Consider the following 18,988-nt stretch of genomic DNA (forward strand, 5'->3'; position numbering starts at 1 on the left):
GGAGGCTCAGAATGCCCGCGCCACAGAACCCGTTCAAAGCCGCACTGAAGGCCGGGCAACCTCAGATCGGTTGCTGGTTGGGCATGGCCGATGCCTATGCCGCTGAAATAGCGGCCACATCACGGTTCGACTGGCTATTGGTGGATGGTGAGCATGCGCCCAACGACCTGCGCACGGTATTGGAGCAAGTGCGCGTTATCGACGGTTCGGGCAGCCATCCGGTGGCCCGGTTGCCGATTGGTGAGACCTGGATGATCAAGCAATATCTGGATGCCGGGGTGCAGACCATTCTTGTGCCGATGGTCGAAAGCGGTGATCAGGCGAGGGAACTGGTTCGGGCTGTGCAATACCCGCCGCTAGGTGTCCGGGGGGTTGGTTCTTCAATGGCGCGGGCTTCGCGATTTGGCGCAATTCCGGACTACCTGACAACAGCGGACGAACAGGTGTGCCTGCTGGTTCAGGTTGAGAACCGACTGGGCATGGCCGCTCTGGATGACATACTGACAACGGATGTGGACGGTGTTTTTATTGGCCCTGCCGATCTTGCCGCGGATATGGGCCACCTGGGTAACGCCAGTCATCCCGATGTGGTCGAGGCGATTTTTGATGCCCTGACGCGGATCACCGCCGCTGGCAAGGCCGCGGGTATCCTGACGCTCGACCCCGGAATGCAACGCAAATGCCTGGATCTGGGCGTGACCTTTCTGGCGACAAGTATTGATGTAACCCTGTTTGCCTCGGCTATGCGCGGCGCTGCCGACGCGGCGCTGGCGTTGTTGCCGGACCAAAGTGTCACGGGCGTTGCACAGACAAGTGCTGGCAGCAAATATCTACAGCGGCTGTGCAAGCATTGGTCCCACAAGGCCGAAGTTTTCTTTGACGACACCCAAGCGAGTGTGGCCTTCGAGAACGGCAATGCTGTCACGCTGACGGCGGACGAAACCAGCCTGACCATCTCGGCCGCAACCGGACCCCGGGGCGACCTTGCCCGGTGGCAAGAGGTGATCGAGGCCCACCTGACGCGGTTTGCTTTTCGTGAGGAGTTCAGCATCGACTGGGCGTCTTAGTCACGTTCTGACATGCAGACGAGGGTGCGGTGGCATGATCGTCGTGTCATTTCTGGATTATGCCTTTGAGGGGAGATCGAAATGAAAACTGTCGACAAAGCCATGCTGCTGCTGCGCCAGTTTTCGTTGGAAAGCCTCGAGATCGGTTTGAACGACCTGGCGCGGGCAACAGGGCAGGACAAGGCGGTCACGCGCAGGCTGCTGGTCTCACTCATCAGTCATGGGTTCATCGAACAGAACCCTGAGAACCGAAAATACCGTTTGGGCCACGGATTTCTCTCGCTGGCCAGGTTGAGAGAGGCCACCGTTCCGATGGTGAAAGCAACGCAAATCGTATCGCAATGGTTGTCCGCCCAGGCAAATGAAACGGTGCATGTCGGTATTCCCGGCGACAAGGGGATGGCGACCGCGGCCTTCACATTGCCGCCGCGTGGGAATGTGATCAACCTGCGGCCCGCGGATTCCTACCCATTTCATTCGTCGTCTTCGGGTCTTGCGTATTTGTCGTTCTGTTCGGATCAGACGCGCGAGCAATTGTTGGCACTCAAACGGGAAAAGCTGACGCCGTACACCGTGACGGATTTGGAGACGCTCAGGAAGCTGATCTCGGAGACCCGAGCCCGAGGGTTTGCCTGCAGTCGCAATGCGGTTGACATCGGCGTTGCCAGCGTGGCGAGACCGTTCTTCATCGATGGCAAGGATCCAGCGGGTACCGTTGCCATTGCCGTTCCCGATGCGAGTTTGGATGAAGCCCGAACAGAGGAACTTGCAGTGCTTCTTCAAACCGCAGTGGAAAAGCTTGAAATCGCACTGACTGGCGCACCAAGGCCTTGATGAAGAAATGGTGCGTTATTCGCACCAACGGTGCGAAAAATTGTGATTTCTGACCATTCTTTGGCACACAAGACCCGACAGCGCAGGGTGGATCCGGCACAGCTTGACCCCACGGCGTTTGTGATCCGAAACCCCGAAGATCGGCTGCCTTGCAGACTGAAGGATTGTTTTGATGCCCGTCTCTTTTCCTGAACAAGCACCTGTGGTGATCATCGGTGGTGGTATCATCGGCATCTCGACCCTGTATCATCTGGCAAAGCGCGGCGTTCCCGCAGTTCTGGTCGAGCGACGGAAGATCGCCAGCGGAACAACCTGGCATGCAGCCGGGATCGTCGGGCAGTTACGCGACAGCACGGCACAGACCGAGCTGGGCAAATATACAGCGCGCCTTTTCAGCGATCTGGAAATCGAAACCGGACAGGCGACCGGCTACAAGCCAAACGGCACGATCAATCTGGCAATCGGCGATGTGCGCCACGAACAACTGCTGCGCAGCCACGACCACGCAGCCCGCATGGGGATCGAGACCTTCATGCTGTCCCGCGACGAGTTGAAAGAGAAATGGCCATGGATCGAAACCGATGACGTGAAATCCGCATTCTTTGTTCCGTCGAATGGCCAGGTGAACCCGCTTGACGTCACGGTCGCGCTTAGCAAGGGCGCGCGGGCCATGGGGGCACAGGTGTTCGAAAACACCAGGGTTGATCGTCTTGTCATCCGGGATGGCAAGGTGGTTGGTGTCGACACAGAATGGGGCGTGATCGCGACCAACAAGGTGGTGCTGGCGGGCGGCATGTGGAGCCACCTGTTTGCCAAGGCACACGGAGTAACCGTGCCGCTGCACGCGACTGAACATTTCTATATTGTCACCGAACCTGTGGACGGCCTGCTCAGGACCCAGCCGATTTTGAACATCGCCGAAGAGCGGACCTATTGGAAAGAAGACACTGGCAAGCTGCTGATCGGGTCATTCGAAAAGCATGGCAAGCCCTATGGCAGGAACGGCATCCCCGAAGACTTCGAATTCGACGAACTACCGTTTGACATGGAACATGTCGAACCGAATCTTGAGAAGATGTTCGAACGCATGCCTGCACTGGGCGAGATGGGCATTCAGACTTTTTTCAACGGGCCTGAGAGTTTTACACCCGATGGACGTCCCTATCTGGGTCCGACCAGCGAGATCGAGGGCCTGTTTGTGGCAGCCGGCATGAACTCGAACGGAATCCTGAACTCGGGTGGTGTTGGCCTGACAATGGCGGAATGGATGACCGACGGCGCGCCGTCGCGGGGCATGGGCCCGATGCTGGCCCGCCGGGCGCACCCATTCCAGCGCAATACCAAATACAATCATGACCGCAGCGCCGAGTCAGTGGGCTTCCACTATGGCGTCAACTGGGTCGGACGGCAGGTCCATTCGGCACGCGGAGTGCGTCGGGTGCCGTTGCATGATCGGCTGAAAGAGGCAGGCGCGACATTTGCCGAGCGGATCGGCTGGGAGGTGCCGATGTACTACGACCCCGAAAAAAAGGGTTGGAACGAAGAACCGAGTCTGCGGCGCAAAGACTGGGCACCGCACGTCAGCGCCGAATGTCTGGCCGCCCGGGATGCTGCTGTGCTGATCGATCAATCAATGTATTCGAAAATTCAGGTGCAGGGTCCGGACGCGGTCAAAGCGCTGAACAAGGTCTGCGGCGCGCAGATGGATGTCGCGGTCGGCACCTCGGTCTACACCCAGTTCCTGAACGCGCGCGGCGGGATCGAGGCCGATGTGACCGTGACCAGAACTGCACAGAACTGTTTCATGGTGATTACAGGCCATCCCAGCCAGATGCGCGATCAGGCATGGATCAAGGATCACGTCGAACCGGGCTGGCGGTTCGAGGTGCTCGACGCGACCTCGGGCTATGGCCTGATCACGATCCACGGTCCAAGATCGCGCGACATTCTGTCTGCCATCTCGGGCGATGACCTGTCGAACGAGGCCTTCCCCTTTGGCGCGGCGCGAGAAATCGACATGGCTTATGCCCGAGGGTGGACCATTCGGCGCTCGTTCATTGGTGAACTCGGGTACGAGCTGATGATACCCACGGAGTTCGTCGCTGGTGTCTATGAAGCGCTGATTGCGGCGGGCAAACCGCACGGAATGCTCCATATGGGAATGTTCGCCATGAACGCGTGTAGGCTCGAGAAGGGCTTCCGACATTTCGGGCATGATATCGCCGAGGATGACACGCCTTATGAAACCGGGCTGGGGTTTGCGGTGGCTTTGGACAAAGAGGAAGACTTCCTTGGCATGGACGTTCTGACTGAACAGAAGGCTGGCGGTGCCGCGACTGCGCACCGCACCGTATCCTGCAAAGTTGACGACCTGGATGCTGAAACCGGTCCGTATCTGATTCACAACGAGCCTGTGTGGAAGAACGGCAGGATTGTGGGGCATGTCACCTCGGGCGACTGGGGCTTCCGGTTGCAGGCGATGGTCGGTTTGGCCAGCCTGCACCATGAGGAAGGTGTCACAAAGGCCTGGATCGACGAGGGCGGCTTTGACGTTCAAATCGCCGGGGAAATGTACCCGCTAAAGGTTCAGTTTGCGCCGTACTACGACCCCAAAGGAGAGTTGATGCGGGGCTGACACCAGACCAGGGAAGCTCATTTGACAATTGCGCAGCCCAGTTCTTAATATGTTAATTAAAATTCAGCGGAGGACCTCATGGCGGACAAGACGATCCTTGTCGTTGGGACATATGACACCAAAAACGACGAGTTGGAGTTCATGGCGGCAAAGATCCGTTCCTTGGGCGGTGGTGTGCTGACCCTGGACGTCAGTGTTCTGGGCGACCCCGCCAATCCCACCGACTATTCGAAACATGATGTGGCCAAGGCGGGTGGCAGCTCGATTCAGGCTGCCATAGACAGCGGCAGCGAACATGTGGCTATGCAGATCATGTCCGCCGGTGCCTGTGTCCTGACCCGCCGCTTGCACGATCAGGGCCTGATTGACGGTGTGATCATACTGGGCGGCACCATGGGTACCGATCTTGCGCTGGATGTCTGTCAATCGTTGCCCATCGGAGTGCCCAAATACGTCGTCTCTACCGTGTCCTTCTCGGCCCTGATCCCGGCCGAGCGTCTTTCGCCGGACATCCAGATGATCCTCTGGGCCGGGGGGCTGTATGGGTTGAACGCGATCTGCAAATCGTCGCTGTCACAAGCGGCAGGCGCCGTTTTGGGGGCCGCACGCGCGGCAGAACCGGCCAAAAGCGGGCGTCCGATGGTGGGTGTCACCTCGTTGGGGACCTCATGCCTCAAATACATCAAGACACTCAAACCTGCGTTGGAAGAGCGCGGTTATGAAGTTGCCGTATTTCATGCCATGGGCATGGGCGGCATGGCCTTTGAACAGATCGCAGGCCAAAACGGCTTTGTCTGCGTTATGGACTTTGCCGGGTGCGAATTGGGCAATCTGCTGGCCGGTTCCGTTGTGAACGCAGGCAAGGACCGGCATCGCGGGGCAGGGCGGGCCGGCATTCCGCAGATCGTGGCCCCGGGCTGTATGGACCTGATAGATTTTGCGGGCTGGCAAGACATCCCGGAACGGTTTCTGGACCGTCCGATCCACACCCACAACAAATTGGTCAAGAACACCTACTACACTGCTGACGAGCGGCGCGAGATTGCCCACGAACTGAACAAGCGCCTCGGCGAAAGTCCCGCGCCCACCCATCTGATCATACCGCGCGGTGGCATCGAGGAATGGGACCGCCCGGGTGGAGATTGTCACGACCCAGATGGCCTGAGCGCTTTTATTGACGCCCTGACAACCACCGTCGCACCTTCGGTTCAGGCAACCGAACTGGACGCCCATATCAATGACCCGGAATTCTGCATCATCGCCCTGGAGATATTCGACCAATGGGTCGCACAGGGCATTGTTCCCGCCAGTGTACCTGCAGCCTAAAGCGCGCTGCTTCCGTCCGGAGTGCGCTTGGGAACCTTTGGCCTGTCGACTGTGACCCTCGCATGCCTGTAGGCGCGAGGGCATCGGCGAAGGACATTTCGACCTCTGTAGCGGCCGGTAGGTTGGATAGATTAGGCGTCAGTCTTGGACTCTGAGGCTTTCTAGTCCGTTTTTGAGCGATCGGAAGCGCGTCGCGCCAGTATCTTCACAATTACGGCGGCAAGTTCGGGCGCGATTGTCCCGAAAGGGTCCCGTGACATCTTTTTGACATGCGTAATCGCGTCCTGCGCCTGTGTCAGCCCGTCGCGGATTTCTTCTTCGATGTCTGCCAGCGCCATGTCGCGCAATTCAGTCACTGTTTCACTGTCGGACTGCGAGGACATTGATTTGGCAAAGAGGGCCAGCAAAACCGCCAGCGCAAGGTTCGCGGCGGCAACCAGAAGCGCCGACAGCGGTTTCGATAGTGTTTCTGACAATGCGAAATAGCCTGCGACATTCAGCATGATCACAGCCAGCCCTACGGCCAGACCGGCCGCGGCAAATAGCCCGGTGCGGCGCGCCGCGATGGTAAATTGCCGCTGGGCAATCAGCCGTTCTGAACGTAGGACGATCGACAAGTTTCTGGATATACGGCTCATGATACGCTCCTACCGGGACCGGCCAATCAAATACCCAAGGGCAAAGACACCAAGGGCAAACAGGATCGGCTTTTTGTGGGGCAAATCTTCCAGTTCGGTCAGCACATCTTCGATCTGCCCGGGAAGATGTCGCAGATTTTCGGCCCAAGCTTCTGATATTATCTCGTGATCAGGTGTCTGTGGGTCATTGGTTTCGCGATGTTCAATCGGCTTCTCGTTGCGGGAATACTCCGCCAATTGGCGCTTTAACTCAGCAACCTGCTGTTCAAGCTCTGCTTTTGTGACCATCCCTTTGGACCCTTCTGCCCCGGTGTTCTGTTTGGCTACCTGAGCCTCGCGGTTGGTGTCCGGGGTCTCTGTTCATCAAGAATTAATTGATTGGCGTGCAAGGTAGCAACTTCGTGGACATGTGTGATCGGTTCTGCTGCACAAAAGTTCCTTATTAAAGCCCAACTTAACTCAGTATAACAAATGAAGCGTGTTTCGCGAGCGTGAGGTCACTTTATGGCGAATTATTCGTATATCGGGTATGATCCCAGCGTAATAACCGTTTCGTTTTTTGGCGGCGGTGTCACGCTGTCCAATACGTATGACCCGAATGCGGACCGGGTGTTGTTTTCGGTGGTTGACGGCGCCGGAGGGACGCTGGTCAATGGCGCGCCGGACAATGGCACGGATTTCAACGGTGACAGATTCAACAACGAAGTTGGCGATGACCTGACGCAGACAGGCGACGTGACCAGTCTGGACGGGTCTGTCACGTTCCTGAGTGGCAATATCTACCTCGAAGAATCCTATCAGCTTTTCAAACCGGGCGGCGGAACGATCGACGTGTTCCGGGTCGAGGTCGACGGCACCTTGGCCGGTTATATCACGTCCGAACCGCTTGTTCCGGGCACCAACTACCCGTTCTCAATCTCAAATGTAACGCCAGGAAACGCGCCGGATACCACTGACCCCGACGCAATTGTCGATGTACCCTGTTTCGTGAAAGGTACCCTGATCGGCACACCAGACGGTTCAAGGCCTGTCGAAAGCCTGATGGCCGGAGATCTGGTTGATACAGCGGACGGGCAGGCCAGGAAAATTCGATGGATCGGATCACGCACCCTGGATTTGTCCGCGCAGCGGCATCTGACACCGATCCGGATAGCGCAAGGGGCACTCGCGCCGAACTCTCCGTCGTCGGATCTGATGGTATCGCCAAACCACCGGATGCTGGTGACGAAGCCTGTCAATGAAATCCACTTTGGTGACAAGGCGGTGCTGGTCGCGGCCAAGCACTTGCTGGGCTTACCCGGCGTGTCAGTCGCGGCGGACGTGTCGCAAGTAACCTATTTCCATTTCATCTTCGACAGGCATGAAATCGTGCATTCAAATGGCGCGTTTTCTGAAAGCCTTTATCCCGGTGACATCGCCGCGCGAGGCTTCTCAGAGGAGTCCTGGAACGAGATCGTCGAGATTTTTCCCGAGATTGCCGATGGCGTTTGTAGGAACTACGGCCCGACGGCGGCGCGGGTTCTGAAAAAACACGAAGCCAGCATCATGGTGGGCTGACTTCCGGACTGGAAACAACCTGAAGATCGTTGATTGCGGGGGCCTGAAGGCTCACGAAGCGCCATTGTTTTGCGGATGAGGTCTGATTTCATGCACGTCCCTGTGGTGGGGTTCGGCGGCAAAAAAGACATTCTAGCCTCACAAGAAAGGCGAAAAAGACGGGCCGCTGGGGCAGCCCGTCTTTCGGCAGGACAAACCTGCCCTCCACAACGTTGCCGGTTCGGTGTGATAAGGAACCGGTTGGCTGATCGGGGAATCAGCCGCCGTTGGAGTTCGCAAGGGGTGGTTGAGCAAAATCGTTGGCAGGGGCCGTCAGGTCCTGCGCGCCGGTACCGGGCATCAGCTCAAACCCCAGATCGAACTGGTCCAGAGTTGAGGCCAGTTGCGCCACCAGATCCGCATTGCCTTCGGACTTCGCCGTTCCGTCCGCCAGCATATCTGTCAGCTTCCGCTCTCCGGTCATGACCTGTTCCAGGTCGGTGCGGTTCAGAGCAATCGAAAGGTCGGCGTCATCAGCTTTTTGGCCCACGATGTGGGTCAGCGTGGCGTTGCTCATCTCGACCACGATGTTTTCGTCCCGATCGGGGATCGTCAGATTGATCGTGAACTCCATCCCTGCCGCTTTGGCGCTGTTGACGCGGATGCCAAGAAAGTCCAGCCACATGCTTGTCGGCATGGCCTTGATCGTATCCGGGCCGGTGGTTTCGATTGTGGCGCCCTGTGGGATGCCATTGCGCAGTTCATAGGCCGCACCCAGGAACGAGTTGCGGACCGAGGGGCTTTCCTTCTGATATCCAATCTGTTCGAAGGCATCGGCCAGCAAGTCCTTGGCGGTCTGGTTCTGCGGCTCGGCGTAGACAAGTTTGTTGAGGATCTCGGTCGCTTCGAGATATCTCCCGGCAGCCACCAGTTCGTGACCTTTTGCCATGATCGGCTCGGCGCCGCCCATCATCTCGACAAACAGTGGTGCGCTGTCTTCGGGTGAAAGGGGCGTCAGCGTCGTCGGGTTGGCATCCCAATAACCCAGATAGCGGTTGATCACCGCGCGGCTGTTATGCTCGACCGAGCCATGATAGCTGCGTGCTGCCCATTGATCCTGAAGGCTCTGCGGCACCTCATAGACGTTGTGGACCTGATTGATGGTCACGCCCTTGTTGGCCAGGTTCAGAACCCCGTTGTTGAGGTTGGCATAGGTGTCGCGCTGTGCCCGCATCACCTCCTGAATACGATCATTGCCGAAACGCGGCCATGAGTGCGAGGCGAACATCAGTTCGGCATCCTGCCCGAATTCGTAAAGCGCATCGTTGATATGCTTGGACCAGCTCAGCGCATCACGGACCAGCGCACCGCGCAGAGTGTAGATGTTATGGATGGTGCCGGTGATGTTTTCAGCCGCCCAGAACGCTTTGAGGTCGGGGAAGTAGGTGTTCATCTCCGCCGGGGCCTCGGTACCCGGTGTGTTCTGGAAGATCATGCGCACGCCGTCGATAGTGATCTCTTCATAGTCATCCGAGACATAGCGGGTCGGTTCAATCAGGCCGGTGGTTCCGGCCGAGATGTTCTTGCCGATCGACTGGTCCACATGGCCGTAAGGATTTCGCGGCAGCAGAACGCCGTATTGGAAGAACAGCCGGCGGTTCATCACATTGCCCGCATAAACGTTCTCGGAAACGGCATGTTCCATGAAACCGGCAGGCGCGATGACTTCAACGCCATTGGCGACATCTTCGTCGGTAATGACACCGCGCACACCGCCATAGTGGTCGGCGTGAGAGTGTGAATAAACCACCGCTTTGACCGGCAACTCACCCACCGTGTCGTTCAGCAGCTTCAATGCGGCAGCGGCGGTTTCCTTCGACGCCAGCGGGTCAAAGATGATCCAGCCGCTTTCGCCGCGAACAAAGGAAATATTCGAAAGGTCAAAGCCACGCACCTGATAAATCTGGCCTTCCAGAATTTCAAACAGGCCGTAGTTCATGTTCAAAACTGCCTGGCGTTGCAGCGACGGGTGGATCGAATCGAACTCCTGCCCGTCTTCCAGCAGGAAGTCATAGCTGCCGATATCCCAGGCCACTGTGCCGTCCTCGGTCGTGATCTGGCGATAATCGGGAACGGCGATCAGGCCTTTACGGCTTTCTTCAAAATCCCGCTGATCCTCGAACGGCAGGGTGTTGCGCAATTTTTCCTGAAAATTGACCGTGAATTCCGAGGGCAGTTTACCCTTGGGATCAAAATGCTCCTGTGCGGCTACAAGACTTGCGGAGGCAGTCAGCAATGCGGTGGAAAGGGCCAGAATGTGTCGACGTGCCATAGGTTGGGCAGCTCCAATTGATAAATGCTCGATCGTGGTTTTCAGGAGCGTGTTCAGATGTTCCGTTCCGCATTCTTGGAAGTTTGGAAAGACAAACCGATCACCTGCTGCAACTCCTGTTGAAGCAAAGGCTGTTATGCATTCGCGCGCGCTCGTGAAGTGCGAACATGTTGCTACCTGGGCGGTAGTGGATGTAAAAGCGGTGAAACATTTGCCATAAGAGCCGATAGCAAAACCATTTTTCAGAACTGGATGCCGGATTTGGCCATATCAGAACGGGATATCCGCACGCAGTTGCAGCGCCTTCTTGACCACCCAGAGTTTTCAGCGACGCCCCAGCGCCGGGCCTTTTTGGCTTATGTGGTCGACGAATATCTGGCCGGGCGGGCTGGCCATATCAAGGGCGTGTCGATTGCCATGTCGGTCTTTGATCGCGATGCCAGTTTCGATCAGCAATCCGATCCGGTTGTCCGGCTTGAAGCGCGCCGTCTGCGTCAGGACATCGATGGGTACTATGCCGGTCCTGGTCGCGACGATCCGATACGTCTCAGCATTCCCAAGGGCGGTTATGCGCCGCGGTTCGAACGGATGACGTTTGCCCAACCCAGTTCTGTTCAACCCGCATCAGAGCCTTTGAAAAAGGAAAGCCGGTCGCGATCCACCAGAATATTTCTGGGTGCGTGCCTTGGGGTAGTATGTGCAGTGATATGGGCGGGATGGTCTGTCTTGTATGACCCGCCCTCGGAACGAGACCCGGGGTTGCCCAAGGGGCCAATCATTGCGGTCTTGCCGTTTGATTCAATGGGCGAGGCGTCCCTGGTTCTGGCTGATGGCATTACGCAACAACTGACGACCGAACTGATCAGGTTCAACGATTTGTGGGTTCTGCCACTGGGGACGGTTGGCCGTTTTTGGGGCGGCGACACCGATCCGCAGACGCTCCGGACTGAATTCAAAGCGGACTACGCGCTTGAAGGCAGCGTTCTGGAAACCAGAGATTCCCTGCGCTTGTCAGCACGGCTGATCAATCTGGCCGAGGCGCGGTATGTCTGGGTGCGCAGTTATTCTGTCGGGCGGTCCCCGACCGAGATCTATCGAGCTCAGGATCAGATCATCCGGGACGTAACCGGGCAGTTGGCCGGCAAATACGGATTGCTGACACATGACGCGATGCGGTCCGCAGCCCGTACACCGCCCAGAAACCGGGACGCCTATGATTGCGTTCTCGAGTATTACGCCTATCAGATCCGCATAAACCTCAGTCGCCACGCCGAGGTCAAATCCTGCATTCTGAAAGCGGTTGACCAAAATCCTGACTACGCCGAGGCATGGGCGGTTCTGTCGAACCTTTATCTGCAGCAGGTCCGGTTCAATCTGGGTGGCGATCGCACTCAGGTACTGCAATCTGCAAACGTGGCTGCGCGCCGGGCGTTGCAGATCGATCCCAACCTGCCGACGGCTCATCTGATGCTGGCGAACCTGAGGTTTGTCATGGGTGACATGGATGGTTTCCGGAAGTCGGGTGCAGTAGCGATTGACCTTAATCCAAATGATGCGGCCATCTTGGCACATTATGGTATGCGCCTGGCCTTCGGCGGAGACTGGGATGAGGGGTTGGCACTGGTGGATCGCGCGATTGCGCTGAATCCGGTTTACCCCCATTGGTATCGGTTCCCGCGTGTCTTCTACCTGTTTGATCAGGGTGAATTCGAACAGGCCCTGACCGAGCTGAACCAGATCGAGATGCCGGATTTTTTCTGGACGCATCTGTGGCGCGTTGCCCTAAGTCACGAAGCCGGTCAGCCGGATCGCGCCAGGGCTGCAATCCGTGACCTGCTGAGACTTCAGCCGGAGTTTTCAGCCAACGCGCTGAAAACACTCTCCATCTGGCAACTGGATGAAGCATTCAAGCGGAAACTGCTACGCAGTCTCAGCAACGCCGGACTGCCCGGCGACACCTGATTTAATAGTCTGCAACCAGCAAAAAGTCGGGGGCCACGTCTTCCTCAATTGAGGCGAAGCGGGGAATGGGATCTTCGAACACGTTGTCGGTACGGTCATCATTAACCGTGGACACCTCACCAATCAGACAATCGCCCTGTTCCGCCCAGAAAGCATGCCAGATACCGGGCATGAGTGTGACACTCTGGCCCGGTTTCAGCCGCAGATGCTCGCCCGGTTGGATTGTCACGGGGCAACTGTCGCTGGGTACGGTCACGGCATTATCGCGGTCTATGCCGCCCTCGGCGTCAGATCCATAGATTTCCATAACCAGGTCACCACCACCACGGTTGATGATGTCTTCAGCCTTGATGATATGCCGGTGCATGGGCGAAAGCTGTTTGTCCCGCGAAATCAGCAGTTTCTCAGCATACAGCATGCCACGCCCCTGATTTAGTTGGGTCACGTCGCCATTGCGCAAGGTGAACAGAAACAAACCCAGTTCATCAAACCGACCTTGTCCGTAATCGGTGATATCCCAGCCCAACCCTCGTTCGCGGATACCTGAAGCTTGCGGGCTGCGGATTTCGTCGGGCGACCAGTCCGCAAAGGGTGGCAGAACCGCCCCGAAAGACTGGATGAAGGCCTGAGCTTCTGCCTTGATGCGATTGATTTCGGATCGTTTCACGAAAGACCTTCCTTTTCTTATAGCTCGTGCTGCCACGGCGGGTTTGCCCCGGCGCGGGATACGGTAACGGCGGCTACTTCGGCCCCCATTTCAAGGGTCGCGCGCAACTGGGTGCCGGACAGATTGCGCAAGCCCGGTTTGGTTAGGTGACCCGACCCGTTCAACTGGGCCAACACGCCTGCATTGAATGTGTCGCCGGCGCCTACCGTGTCGACAACCTCTGCCGGTTTCACAGGCACCGAGACGTTCGATCCATCAGCAAGATACCCGGAAGCGCCGTCGCTGCCCCGAGTGACCACAACCACGGCAGGACCGGCCTGCAGCAGCAAAGGCACCTTTTCTTCCAAAGGCTCCGGGCCCGGTATGATCCAGTTCAAATCCTCGTCCGAAACCTTGAGGATATCGGTTTGCGAAATCATGCGGTTCAGACGGGTGCGGTATCTGGTCGGGTCCTTGATGAAACCTGGGCGGATATTCGGATCCAGCATGACAGCGCGATCCGATCCGTGGCGGTCAAGCAACGCGGCATACGCATCCGCACAAGGCTCACACGCCAGACTTATCCCGCCGAAATACATTGCTGATACCGTTGTCAGCTGTTCTGGCATGTCTTCGGGGCGCAGCATGCGTCCTGCGGTGTTCTCGTCAACGAAACTGTATGTGGCTTGCCCGTTCTGCAATTGCACAAAGGCCAGCGTTGTTGGGCGGTCTGATGTTATCAGATGCGTAGTATCGACATGACTGTCGTTGAGCGCCTTTTCCAGTTGTCGGCCAAACATGTCCGTAGACAAACCTGTCAGCATCGCGGCCGGCGCCCCAAGACGACCCAGTGCAATGGCCGTATTGAAAACGGCACCGCCGGAATGGGGCACAAACCCCTGTTCCCCGGACAGCGTCGGAGAGGCAATCATATCAATCAAAGCTTCGCCACAACACAGGATCAAGATAGGGGTCCTTTCGGATTGGAGATCAGATGCCCTTGTCGCGCAGGGCGTTTTTGCAGAAGTTGTTTGCTCCGATTATGCCGAATTCAGCCTGCTCTGAAACATAGAGGTTCATCGACCGGCGCAACTCACTGAAGCGGCCACCTGCATTGAAGGCCGCACAGAATGCGTCACGAAACAGCCAGCGGTTCTTTTCTGCCACACCGCCAACCAGATAAACGCCACCTATTGGCATGAGGGTCACCGCCAGATCGCCCATCATGGCGCCAAGATGCGTGGTGAACATTTGCGCCGCCTTCACCGCGAACGGATCAGTTTGCGCACGTGCATCCTGTAGGATGTCCCGGGCGTTGCGTTTTGGCGTGTCGGCATGACCCGCGGCCAGGCCAATAGCCTGATACAGAACCGGCAGGCCGGTGCCGCTCAGAAACATCTCGGCTTCCAGCACCAGACTGTCGTCAAAGAAACAATCGGGCGCGATACTTCGGGCAGCGCGGAAGACCTCGACCTCATCATCATGGCGCGGGGACAAGCCGATATGGCCGCCTTCGCCCGACACAGTATGGTAGCGCCCTTCCGAGTAGAGCAATGCGCCAACGCCAAGACCAGTGCCCGGTCCAACCACCAGCCGGGTTCCGGGCGGAGGTGTTTCGGACCCTTGCAGGACATCGACATCACTTGATGAGATTTCCGCTACCGACCAGGCGGCCGCGGTGAAGTCATTAATGACGAATGTATTCTGCGCGCCCGTTGCCCGCCCGATGTCTGTTTCGGACAGGTCCAGATGGGCGTTGGTCAACCGGATCGTTCCATTTTTTACCGGCCCGGCCCCGGCCGCGACCACCGCGCGCGGGTCAGTTCCGATGTCGTCCCTCAACTCGTGGAAGGCCGTGAGCAACTGGGAAAGATTGCCTGTCGGGTGTTTTCGCAATTCAGTCAGTTGCCCGTTCGAAATCACTCCGAGCCGGGTGTTGGTCCCACCGATATCGGCAACTAGGTTCCAATGCTCATGCATGCGACCAGCAGGCTGCGTCATGGGACGCGCCAGAACCTCTACTTTTGACAACGCGCTCTTTATTGCCTCGAACGATCCGTTTTCTGCAAACTTATCATCGCCAGGCAAGGATCGGGCAAAAAACCCTTCGACCGGCACGCCTTGATCCATTGCAGTTTGAACCGCTCCAAGAGCTTGGTTCAGGCGTTCGGTCCCTTGTTCAATTGTGCGCTGACCGAGGTTCCGCTGAATGCCATCAGTGACATAGATGGGCAGGTCGCCGGTGTATTCCTGTTGTATGTGTAACAGAAGCTTCGGAAGTTCAGGACTGATTTTCTGTTCCGGCCGGTCTGGCGGATCGGCGATTTCGCTCGAAATACAGTTGAGGGCACACCAGTCTATCGGCACGCCAATCGTTTCGAAATCATCCTGCCAACCATGTGGCAGAAGTTGCTCCAACTTGTCCGGTTCGTCTACGGAATAGGTTTTGCGGAACAGGGCGTTGTTGATGTAGCGCACGTATGATCGGGAGCCATTCCCGACTGTGCGCTCTCCTTGGTCATCAGCAGTCGCAATTTCAGCCTGATCGATGTCCAGCATGACGCCAAGATTTGTCATGCCCAGCCCGCGCATGGACTGGATCGACTGCCCATGCGCCAAAAGCAGATGGTGCATGGTACGCGCCGTAGTTCGTGTAAAGCGCTGTCCAGGGATTTGGCGATTTGATTCAATAACGTCCAGTGGCAGACAAATTGGCGCGACGCTGTACATCCTGTCGCCGACACGGCCCATTATGATTTCCGTAAAGTCAGCGAACCAACCGGCAATGTCGCGATTTCGCCAACCCCCCAGGTCCGCAAGCGCCGTGGGCAAGCCCTGGTGAAAAAGGGTGGCGCAGGGGCGTATGCCACGGTCCAGCAAAGCGTCTGCCAGCCGGTCATAATAATCAAGACCATCCGGGCTGGCCGCGCCGCGGCCTTCGGGCATCACCCGCGTCCAGCTGACCGTGAAAGCCAAGCCGTCAAACCCGGCTTCGCTTACCGGATCGAGCCACTGTTCCAGCTTGCTGAGGGGGTCATACGCCGAACCAGCCAAGTTTTCGGTCGAAGCCGGAAGTGTTTCCCGCCCGACCTGACGCGGATCATCCCTGTTGGCTTCCTCGCCCTGGCAGGCAGGTGACACCACGCCAAAGAGGAAATCTTTGGGAAAGTCGCTGCGTTTGAAATTCATGCTCAGAACCTGCCGGGGTCGGGAATGATTGCGCTATCATTTATCAGGTCCTTTTGCGGCAATCCAGATGTATGCGCAGTCAAAAATGACTTCTTCTGCTCAAATACCCGTCTTGGAATCCGGTCAGGACATCAGCTTTTTTCGGTGCTTGACAAAGAACGGCGGGTTGTTTCACGATGTTTGAAACGTTTCAATGAACTTAAACCGGTGTAAATGCGGATATCAGCCCAGCTATATACCGTGCGCCAGCTTGGCGATCTGCGATCTCAGCTTGATCTGGTCGCGCACTGCGGATTTGCCGATGTTGAGACGGTCGGGTTTCACGGTCTCTCTGTATCGGAAATGATAAAGCAGGTGCGGCAATCCGGATTGAAGGTCCGGTCGGCACATTTTGAATGGGAAGATTTCGAAAGCCGGTTCCAAGAAATCATCACCTTGCTGAGGGGTTTGGAATGCCGAGTGGCCGTCATGCCTTGGCTGGCGCCCGAGGCCAGGCCCGACACTGCCCAGGGATGGTGGGTAGTGTCGGGCCAGTTGGCAGGCTGGGCCGCGCGTCTGGCTGAGCACGGCATATGTCTGGCGTATCATAACCATGACTTTGAACTGGTCGGCCCCAGGGGTGAAACGCCGCTGGATATCATATTGTCCAGAAAGGCGTTGTATTGGCAGCCGGATATCGGATGGCTGGCATCTGCCGTTTCTGAACCCCACCATCTACTGAACCGATATTCCAACCGGATAACGTCGGCGCACGCAAAGGACGTGAAGCTCCGAGCCGGGCCGGAGGGTGATCTCTGGTGTGCGCCGGGGCAGGGGTTGGTTGATTGGGCTCCGGTTTTGCAGGCCTTGGCCGACAGTGCCTGCACTGACATTTTTGTCGAACATGACGACACGCAAAACCATGCCGAAATACTCAACTCCGGTCGTCGTTTCCTGTGCGACCGGTTTTTGGCCGGGGTCGGGTAATGGCGCGGGCGACGATCAAGTCGATAGCCAGACAAACCGGCTATTCGGTGGGAACCGTTTCCAATGCGCTGCGCGGGGCGGCGTCGGTCAAGGCGGAAACGCGCGAAGTGATCCAGGCCGTCGCGGCTAAAATGGGCTATCGGGTCAATCTGGACGGGTTGAAACTGCGCACCAACAAATCCTATCGCATTGCGGTTTTGGTCAGCGTATCCCCGGACACGGCCGATGAGTGGGAAGGGGTGGAATTCACCCGTATCGTGGCTGGAATCTCCAGTGCGCTTCAGGGGTCGCGGTATGAGTTGAGTGTGTTCAGCGTCTCGGACGTCACAGATGCAATGGCAAAACTGGGCCGGATTGTTCAGGACGGTCTGGCCGATGGTGTGATCTTTTCCGGTACATTACACGACGATCCGCGCATCGCGTTCCTGCAGAAAAAAGACTTTCCCTTCGTCACCATGGGCATGAGCGAAAGCAAAGCCCCACATGCCTACGTCGATCTGGACAGTCAGGCCGCAGCGCATGATGCAACGGCGCGCCTGATCCGGCTTGGGCACCGACGTATCGCCTTGGCCAACCCGCCAAAGAACCTGATTTATGCGACGCAACGACAGCAAGGCTATGCCACCGCACTGTTGGCCGGTGGTTTGCCGGTAGAGCCGGAACTGATCTTCAACGGTCCGGTCACTGCAAAAACGGGGCAGCGGGTTTTCGATGATCTTATGCGCCTGCCGAACCGACCCAGCGCCTGCATATGCGCAAACGAAGCGATGACGCTTGGTGTATTGTCTGGCGCGCATCGCGCCGGTGTAAAGGTTGGACGGGATCTTGTCGTCATCTCGACCGATGACCTGCAACTCAGTCGGTACTTCGTGCCGCCACCCAGCACCTATTATGTGCCGATCGAAGAGACCAGCCAATTGCTGGGCGAGTACATGCTGAAAACGCTGGAGGGGGCCGACCCCGCAAGGACACAAAAAAAGATCAGGGCCAGATTGATCGAGCGGCAACCTGACACTGCCGCGCCGCAAACGGCGCACACAAATTGAACCAACAGAGGAGTAGACGAAAATGTTCAAGAACTTGTTTGCCGCAGCGGCGCTGACCGCGCTGACCGCACCCGTGGCCATGGCCGCCGATCTGGAAGGGCGCGTGCTTAAAATCGGAACCGATGCCACCTATCCACCGATGGAAACCGTTGATGAATCCACGGGCCAGATCGTTGGTTTCGACGTGGATGTGATGAACGCGATCTGTGAAAAGGTGAATTGCGTTCCGAACTTCGTGAACACCGCCTGGGACGGCATCTTTGCGGCGCTTCAACAGGGCGAGTTCGATCTGGTGATCTCGGGCGTGTCGATCACGCCGGAACGCGAAGAAACCATGGATTTCTCGGACCCCTATATCGTGGTCAGCCAGGCCATCCTGCTGCAGGTCGATAACTCTGACATGACACTGGATGACTTCAAGGCTGGCGGCCAGAAACTGGCGGCGCAAACCGGTACCACCAATGCGCAGCTGGCCGAAGAACTGGTTGGGCGTGAGAATGTCAGCCTGTATGATAATTTCTCGGCCGCCATTTTGGCACTGCAGAACGCCGATGTGCAGGGCGTCATCATCGACGGAACTTCGGCTGCGGCTTACGAGCAGGAGTTTGCAGGTGAACTGACCGTGGGTATCACCGGTCTGCAGTCCGATCCGCTGGGCATCGTGTTTCAGGAAGGTGACGCCACCGTTGACGCGATCAACGAAGGGCTGGCGGCGATCAAGGAAGATGGCACGCTGGACGCCCTGGTCGGCAAGTACTGGAGTACCGAGTGATCCTCTGAACGAACAGAAGGTCCGGCGGTTCTGACCGCC

Annotated in this window: 15 protein-coding genes; 9 read left to right on the plus strand and 6 right to left on the minus strand. The window is 57.4% G+C overall.

Annotated features, from left to right (window positions below; genetic code table 11):
- Positions 1–11: 11 nt before the first annotated feature.
- The 4 genes from ACR1XU_RS16345 (at position 12) to ACR1XU_RS16360 (ending at position 5,862) form a co-directional block, all read left to right on the plus strand.
- A complete protein-coding gene (locus ACR1XU_RS16345) occupies positions 12–1,067 on the plus strand; it encodes an aldolase/citrate lyase family protein (RefSeq protein WP_480907831.1) in 1,056 nt (351 codons plus the stop codon).
- Positions 1,068–1,148: 81 nt separating this feature from the next.
- The gene (locus tag ACR1XU_RS16350) at positions 1,149–1,901 is read left to right on the plus strand and encodes an IclR family transcriptional regulator (protein WP_480907833.1); all 753 of its coding nucleotides are present in this window, start codon (positions 1,149–1,151) and stop codon (positions 1,899–1,901) included.
- Positions 1,902–2,073: 172 nt separating this feature from the next.
- Complete coding sequence (locus tag ACR1XU_RS16355) at positions 2,074–4,536, plus strand: FAD-dependent oxidoreductase (RefSeq protein WP_480907835.1); 2,463 nt, start codon at positions 2,074–2,076, stop codon at positions 4,534–4,536.
- 78 nt (positions 4,537–4,614) lie between these two features.
- Positions 4,615–5,862 carry a Tm-1-like ATP-binding domain-containing protein gene (locus ACR1XU_RS16360; RefSeq protein ID WP_480907836.1) on the plus strand — a complete coding sequence of 416 codons (1,248 nt, stop codon included), beginning with the start codon at positions 4,615–4,617 and terminating at the stop codon, positions 5,860–5,862.
- Between the two features lie 161 nt (positions 5,863–6,023).
- On the opposite strand, the gene ACR1XU_RS16365 is transcribed toward ACR1XU_RS16360, so the two are convergent.
- Positions 6,024–6,500: a phage holin family protein gene (locus ACR1XU_RS16365; RefSeq protein ID WP_480907838.1), complete on the minus strand. Its 477-nt coding sequence runs from the start codon at positions 6,498–6,500 to the stop codon at positions 6,024–6,026.
- Positions 6,501–6,509: 9 nt separating this feature from the next.
- The gene (locus ACR1XU_RS16370) at positions 6,510–6,788 is read right to left on the minus strand and encodes a hypothetical protein (RefSeq protein ID WP_170611274.1); all 279 of its coding nucleotides are present in this window, start codon (positions 6,786–6,788) and stop codon (positions 6,510–6,512) included.
- Positions 6,789–7,004: 216 nt separating this feature from the next.
- Here ACR1XU_RS16370 and ACR1XU_RS16375 point away from each other — a divergent pair, with 216 nt between their 5' ends.
- Positions 7,005–8,057 carry a Hint domain-containing protein gene (locus tag ACR1XU_RS16375; RefSeq protein WP_480813545.1) on the plus strand — a complete coding sequence of 351 codons (1,053 nt, stop codon included), beginning with the start codon at positions 7,005–7,007 and terminating at the stop codon, positions 8,055–8,057.
- Between the two features lie 256 nt (positions 8,058–8,313).
- Here ACR1XU_RS16375 and ACR1XU_RS16380 read toward each other — a convergent pair whose 3' ends face one another.
- The gene (locus ACR1XU_RS16380) at positions 8,314–10,368 is read right to left on the minus strand and encodes an alkyl/aryl-sulfatase (protein ID WP_480907840.1); all 2,055 of its coding nucleotides are present in this window, start codon (positions 10,366–10,368) and stop codon (positions 8,314–8,316) included.
- 261 nt (positions 10,369–10,629) lie between these two features.
- Between ACR1XU_RS16380 and ACR1XU_RS16385 the strand changes: the two genes are divergently transcribed.
- On the plus strand, positions 10,630–12,330 hold the full coding sequence (locus tag ACR1XU_RS16385) for a tetratricopeptide repeat protein (RefSeq protein WP_480907842.1): 1,701 nt from the start codon (positions 10,630–10,632) through the stop codon (positions 12,328–12,330).
- A 1-nt stretch (position 12,331) separates the two neighbouring features.
- On the opposite strand, the gene ACR1XU_RS16390 is transcribed toward ACR1XU_RS16385, so the two are convergent.
- From ACR1XU_RS16390 to ACR1XU_RS16400, 3 genes are read right to left on the minus strand one after another with little or no spacing between them, the layout of a single operon-like run.
- Positions 12,332–12,997, minus strand: a complete 666-nt coding sequence (locus ACR1XU_RS16390) for a D-lyxose/D-mannose family sugar isomerase (RefSeq protein WP_480907844.1) — start codon at positions 12,995–12,997, stop codon at positions 12,332–12,334.
- Between the two features lie 17 nt (positions 12,998–13,014).
- Positions 13,015–13,941 (minus strand): carbohydrate kinase family protein, encoded by a 927-nt coding sequence (locus ACR1XU_RS16395; protein ID WP_480907846.1) that lies wholly within the window; start codon positions 13,939–13,941, stop codon positions 13,015–13,017.
- Positions 13,942–13,966: 25 nt separating this feature from the next.
- A complete protein-coding gene (locus ACR1XU_RS16400; RefSeq protein ID WP_480907848.1) occupies positions 13,967–16,165 on the minus strand; it encodes a family 1 glycosylhydrolase in 2,199 nt (732 codons plus the stop codon).
- A gap of 213 nt (positions 16,166–16,378) precedes the next feature.
- Between ACR1XU_RS16400 and ACR1XU_RS16405 the strand changes: the two genes are divergently transcribed.
- Genes ACR1XU_RS16405 through ACR1XU_RS16415 form a run of 3 tightly spaced genes read left to right on the plus strand, consistent with a single transcriptional unit; the run spans position 16,379 to position 18,949 of the window.
- A complete protein-coding gene (locus tag ACR1XU_RS16405) occupies positions 16,379–17,131 on the plus strand; it encodes a sugar phosphate isomerase/epimerase family protein (RefSeq protein WP_480907850.1) in 753 nt (250 codons plus the stop codon).
- Positions 17,131–18,177, plus strand: a complete 1,047-nt coding sequence (locus ACR1XU_RS16410; protein ID WP_480907852.1) for a LacI family DNA-binding transcriptional regulator — start codon at positions 17,131–17,133, stop codon at positions 18,175–18,177. The genes ACR1XU_RS16405 and ACR1XU_RS16410 overlap by 1 nt, the downstream gene beginning before the upstream one ends.
- 22 nt (positions 18,178–18,199) lie before the next feature.
- Complete coding sequence (locus tag ACR1XU_RS16415; RefSeq protein ID WP_170611251.1) at positions 18,200–18,949, plus strand: basic amino acid ABC transporter substrate-binding protein; 750 nt, start codon at positions 18,200–18,202, stop codon at positions 18,947–18,949.
- Positions 18,950–18,988 lie beyond the last annotated feature (39 nt).

The organism is Ruegeria sp. D1(2025), from assembly GCF_056536425.1.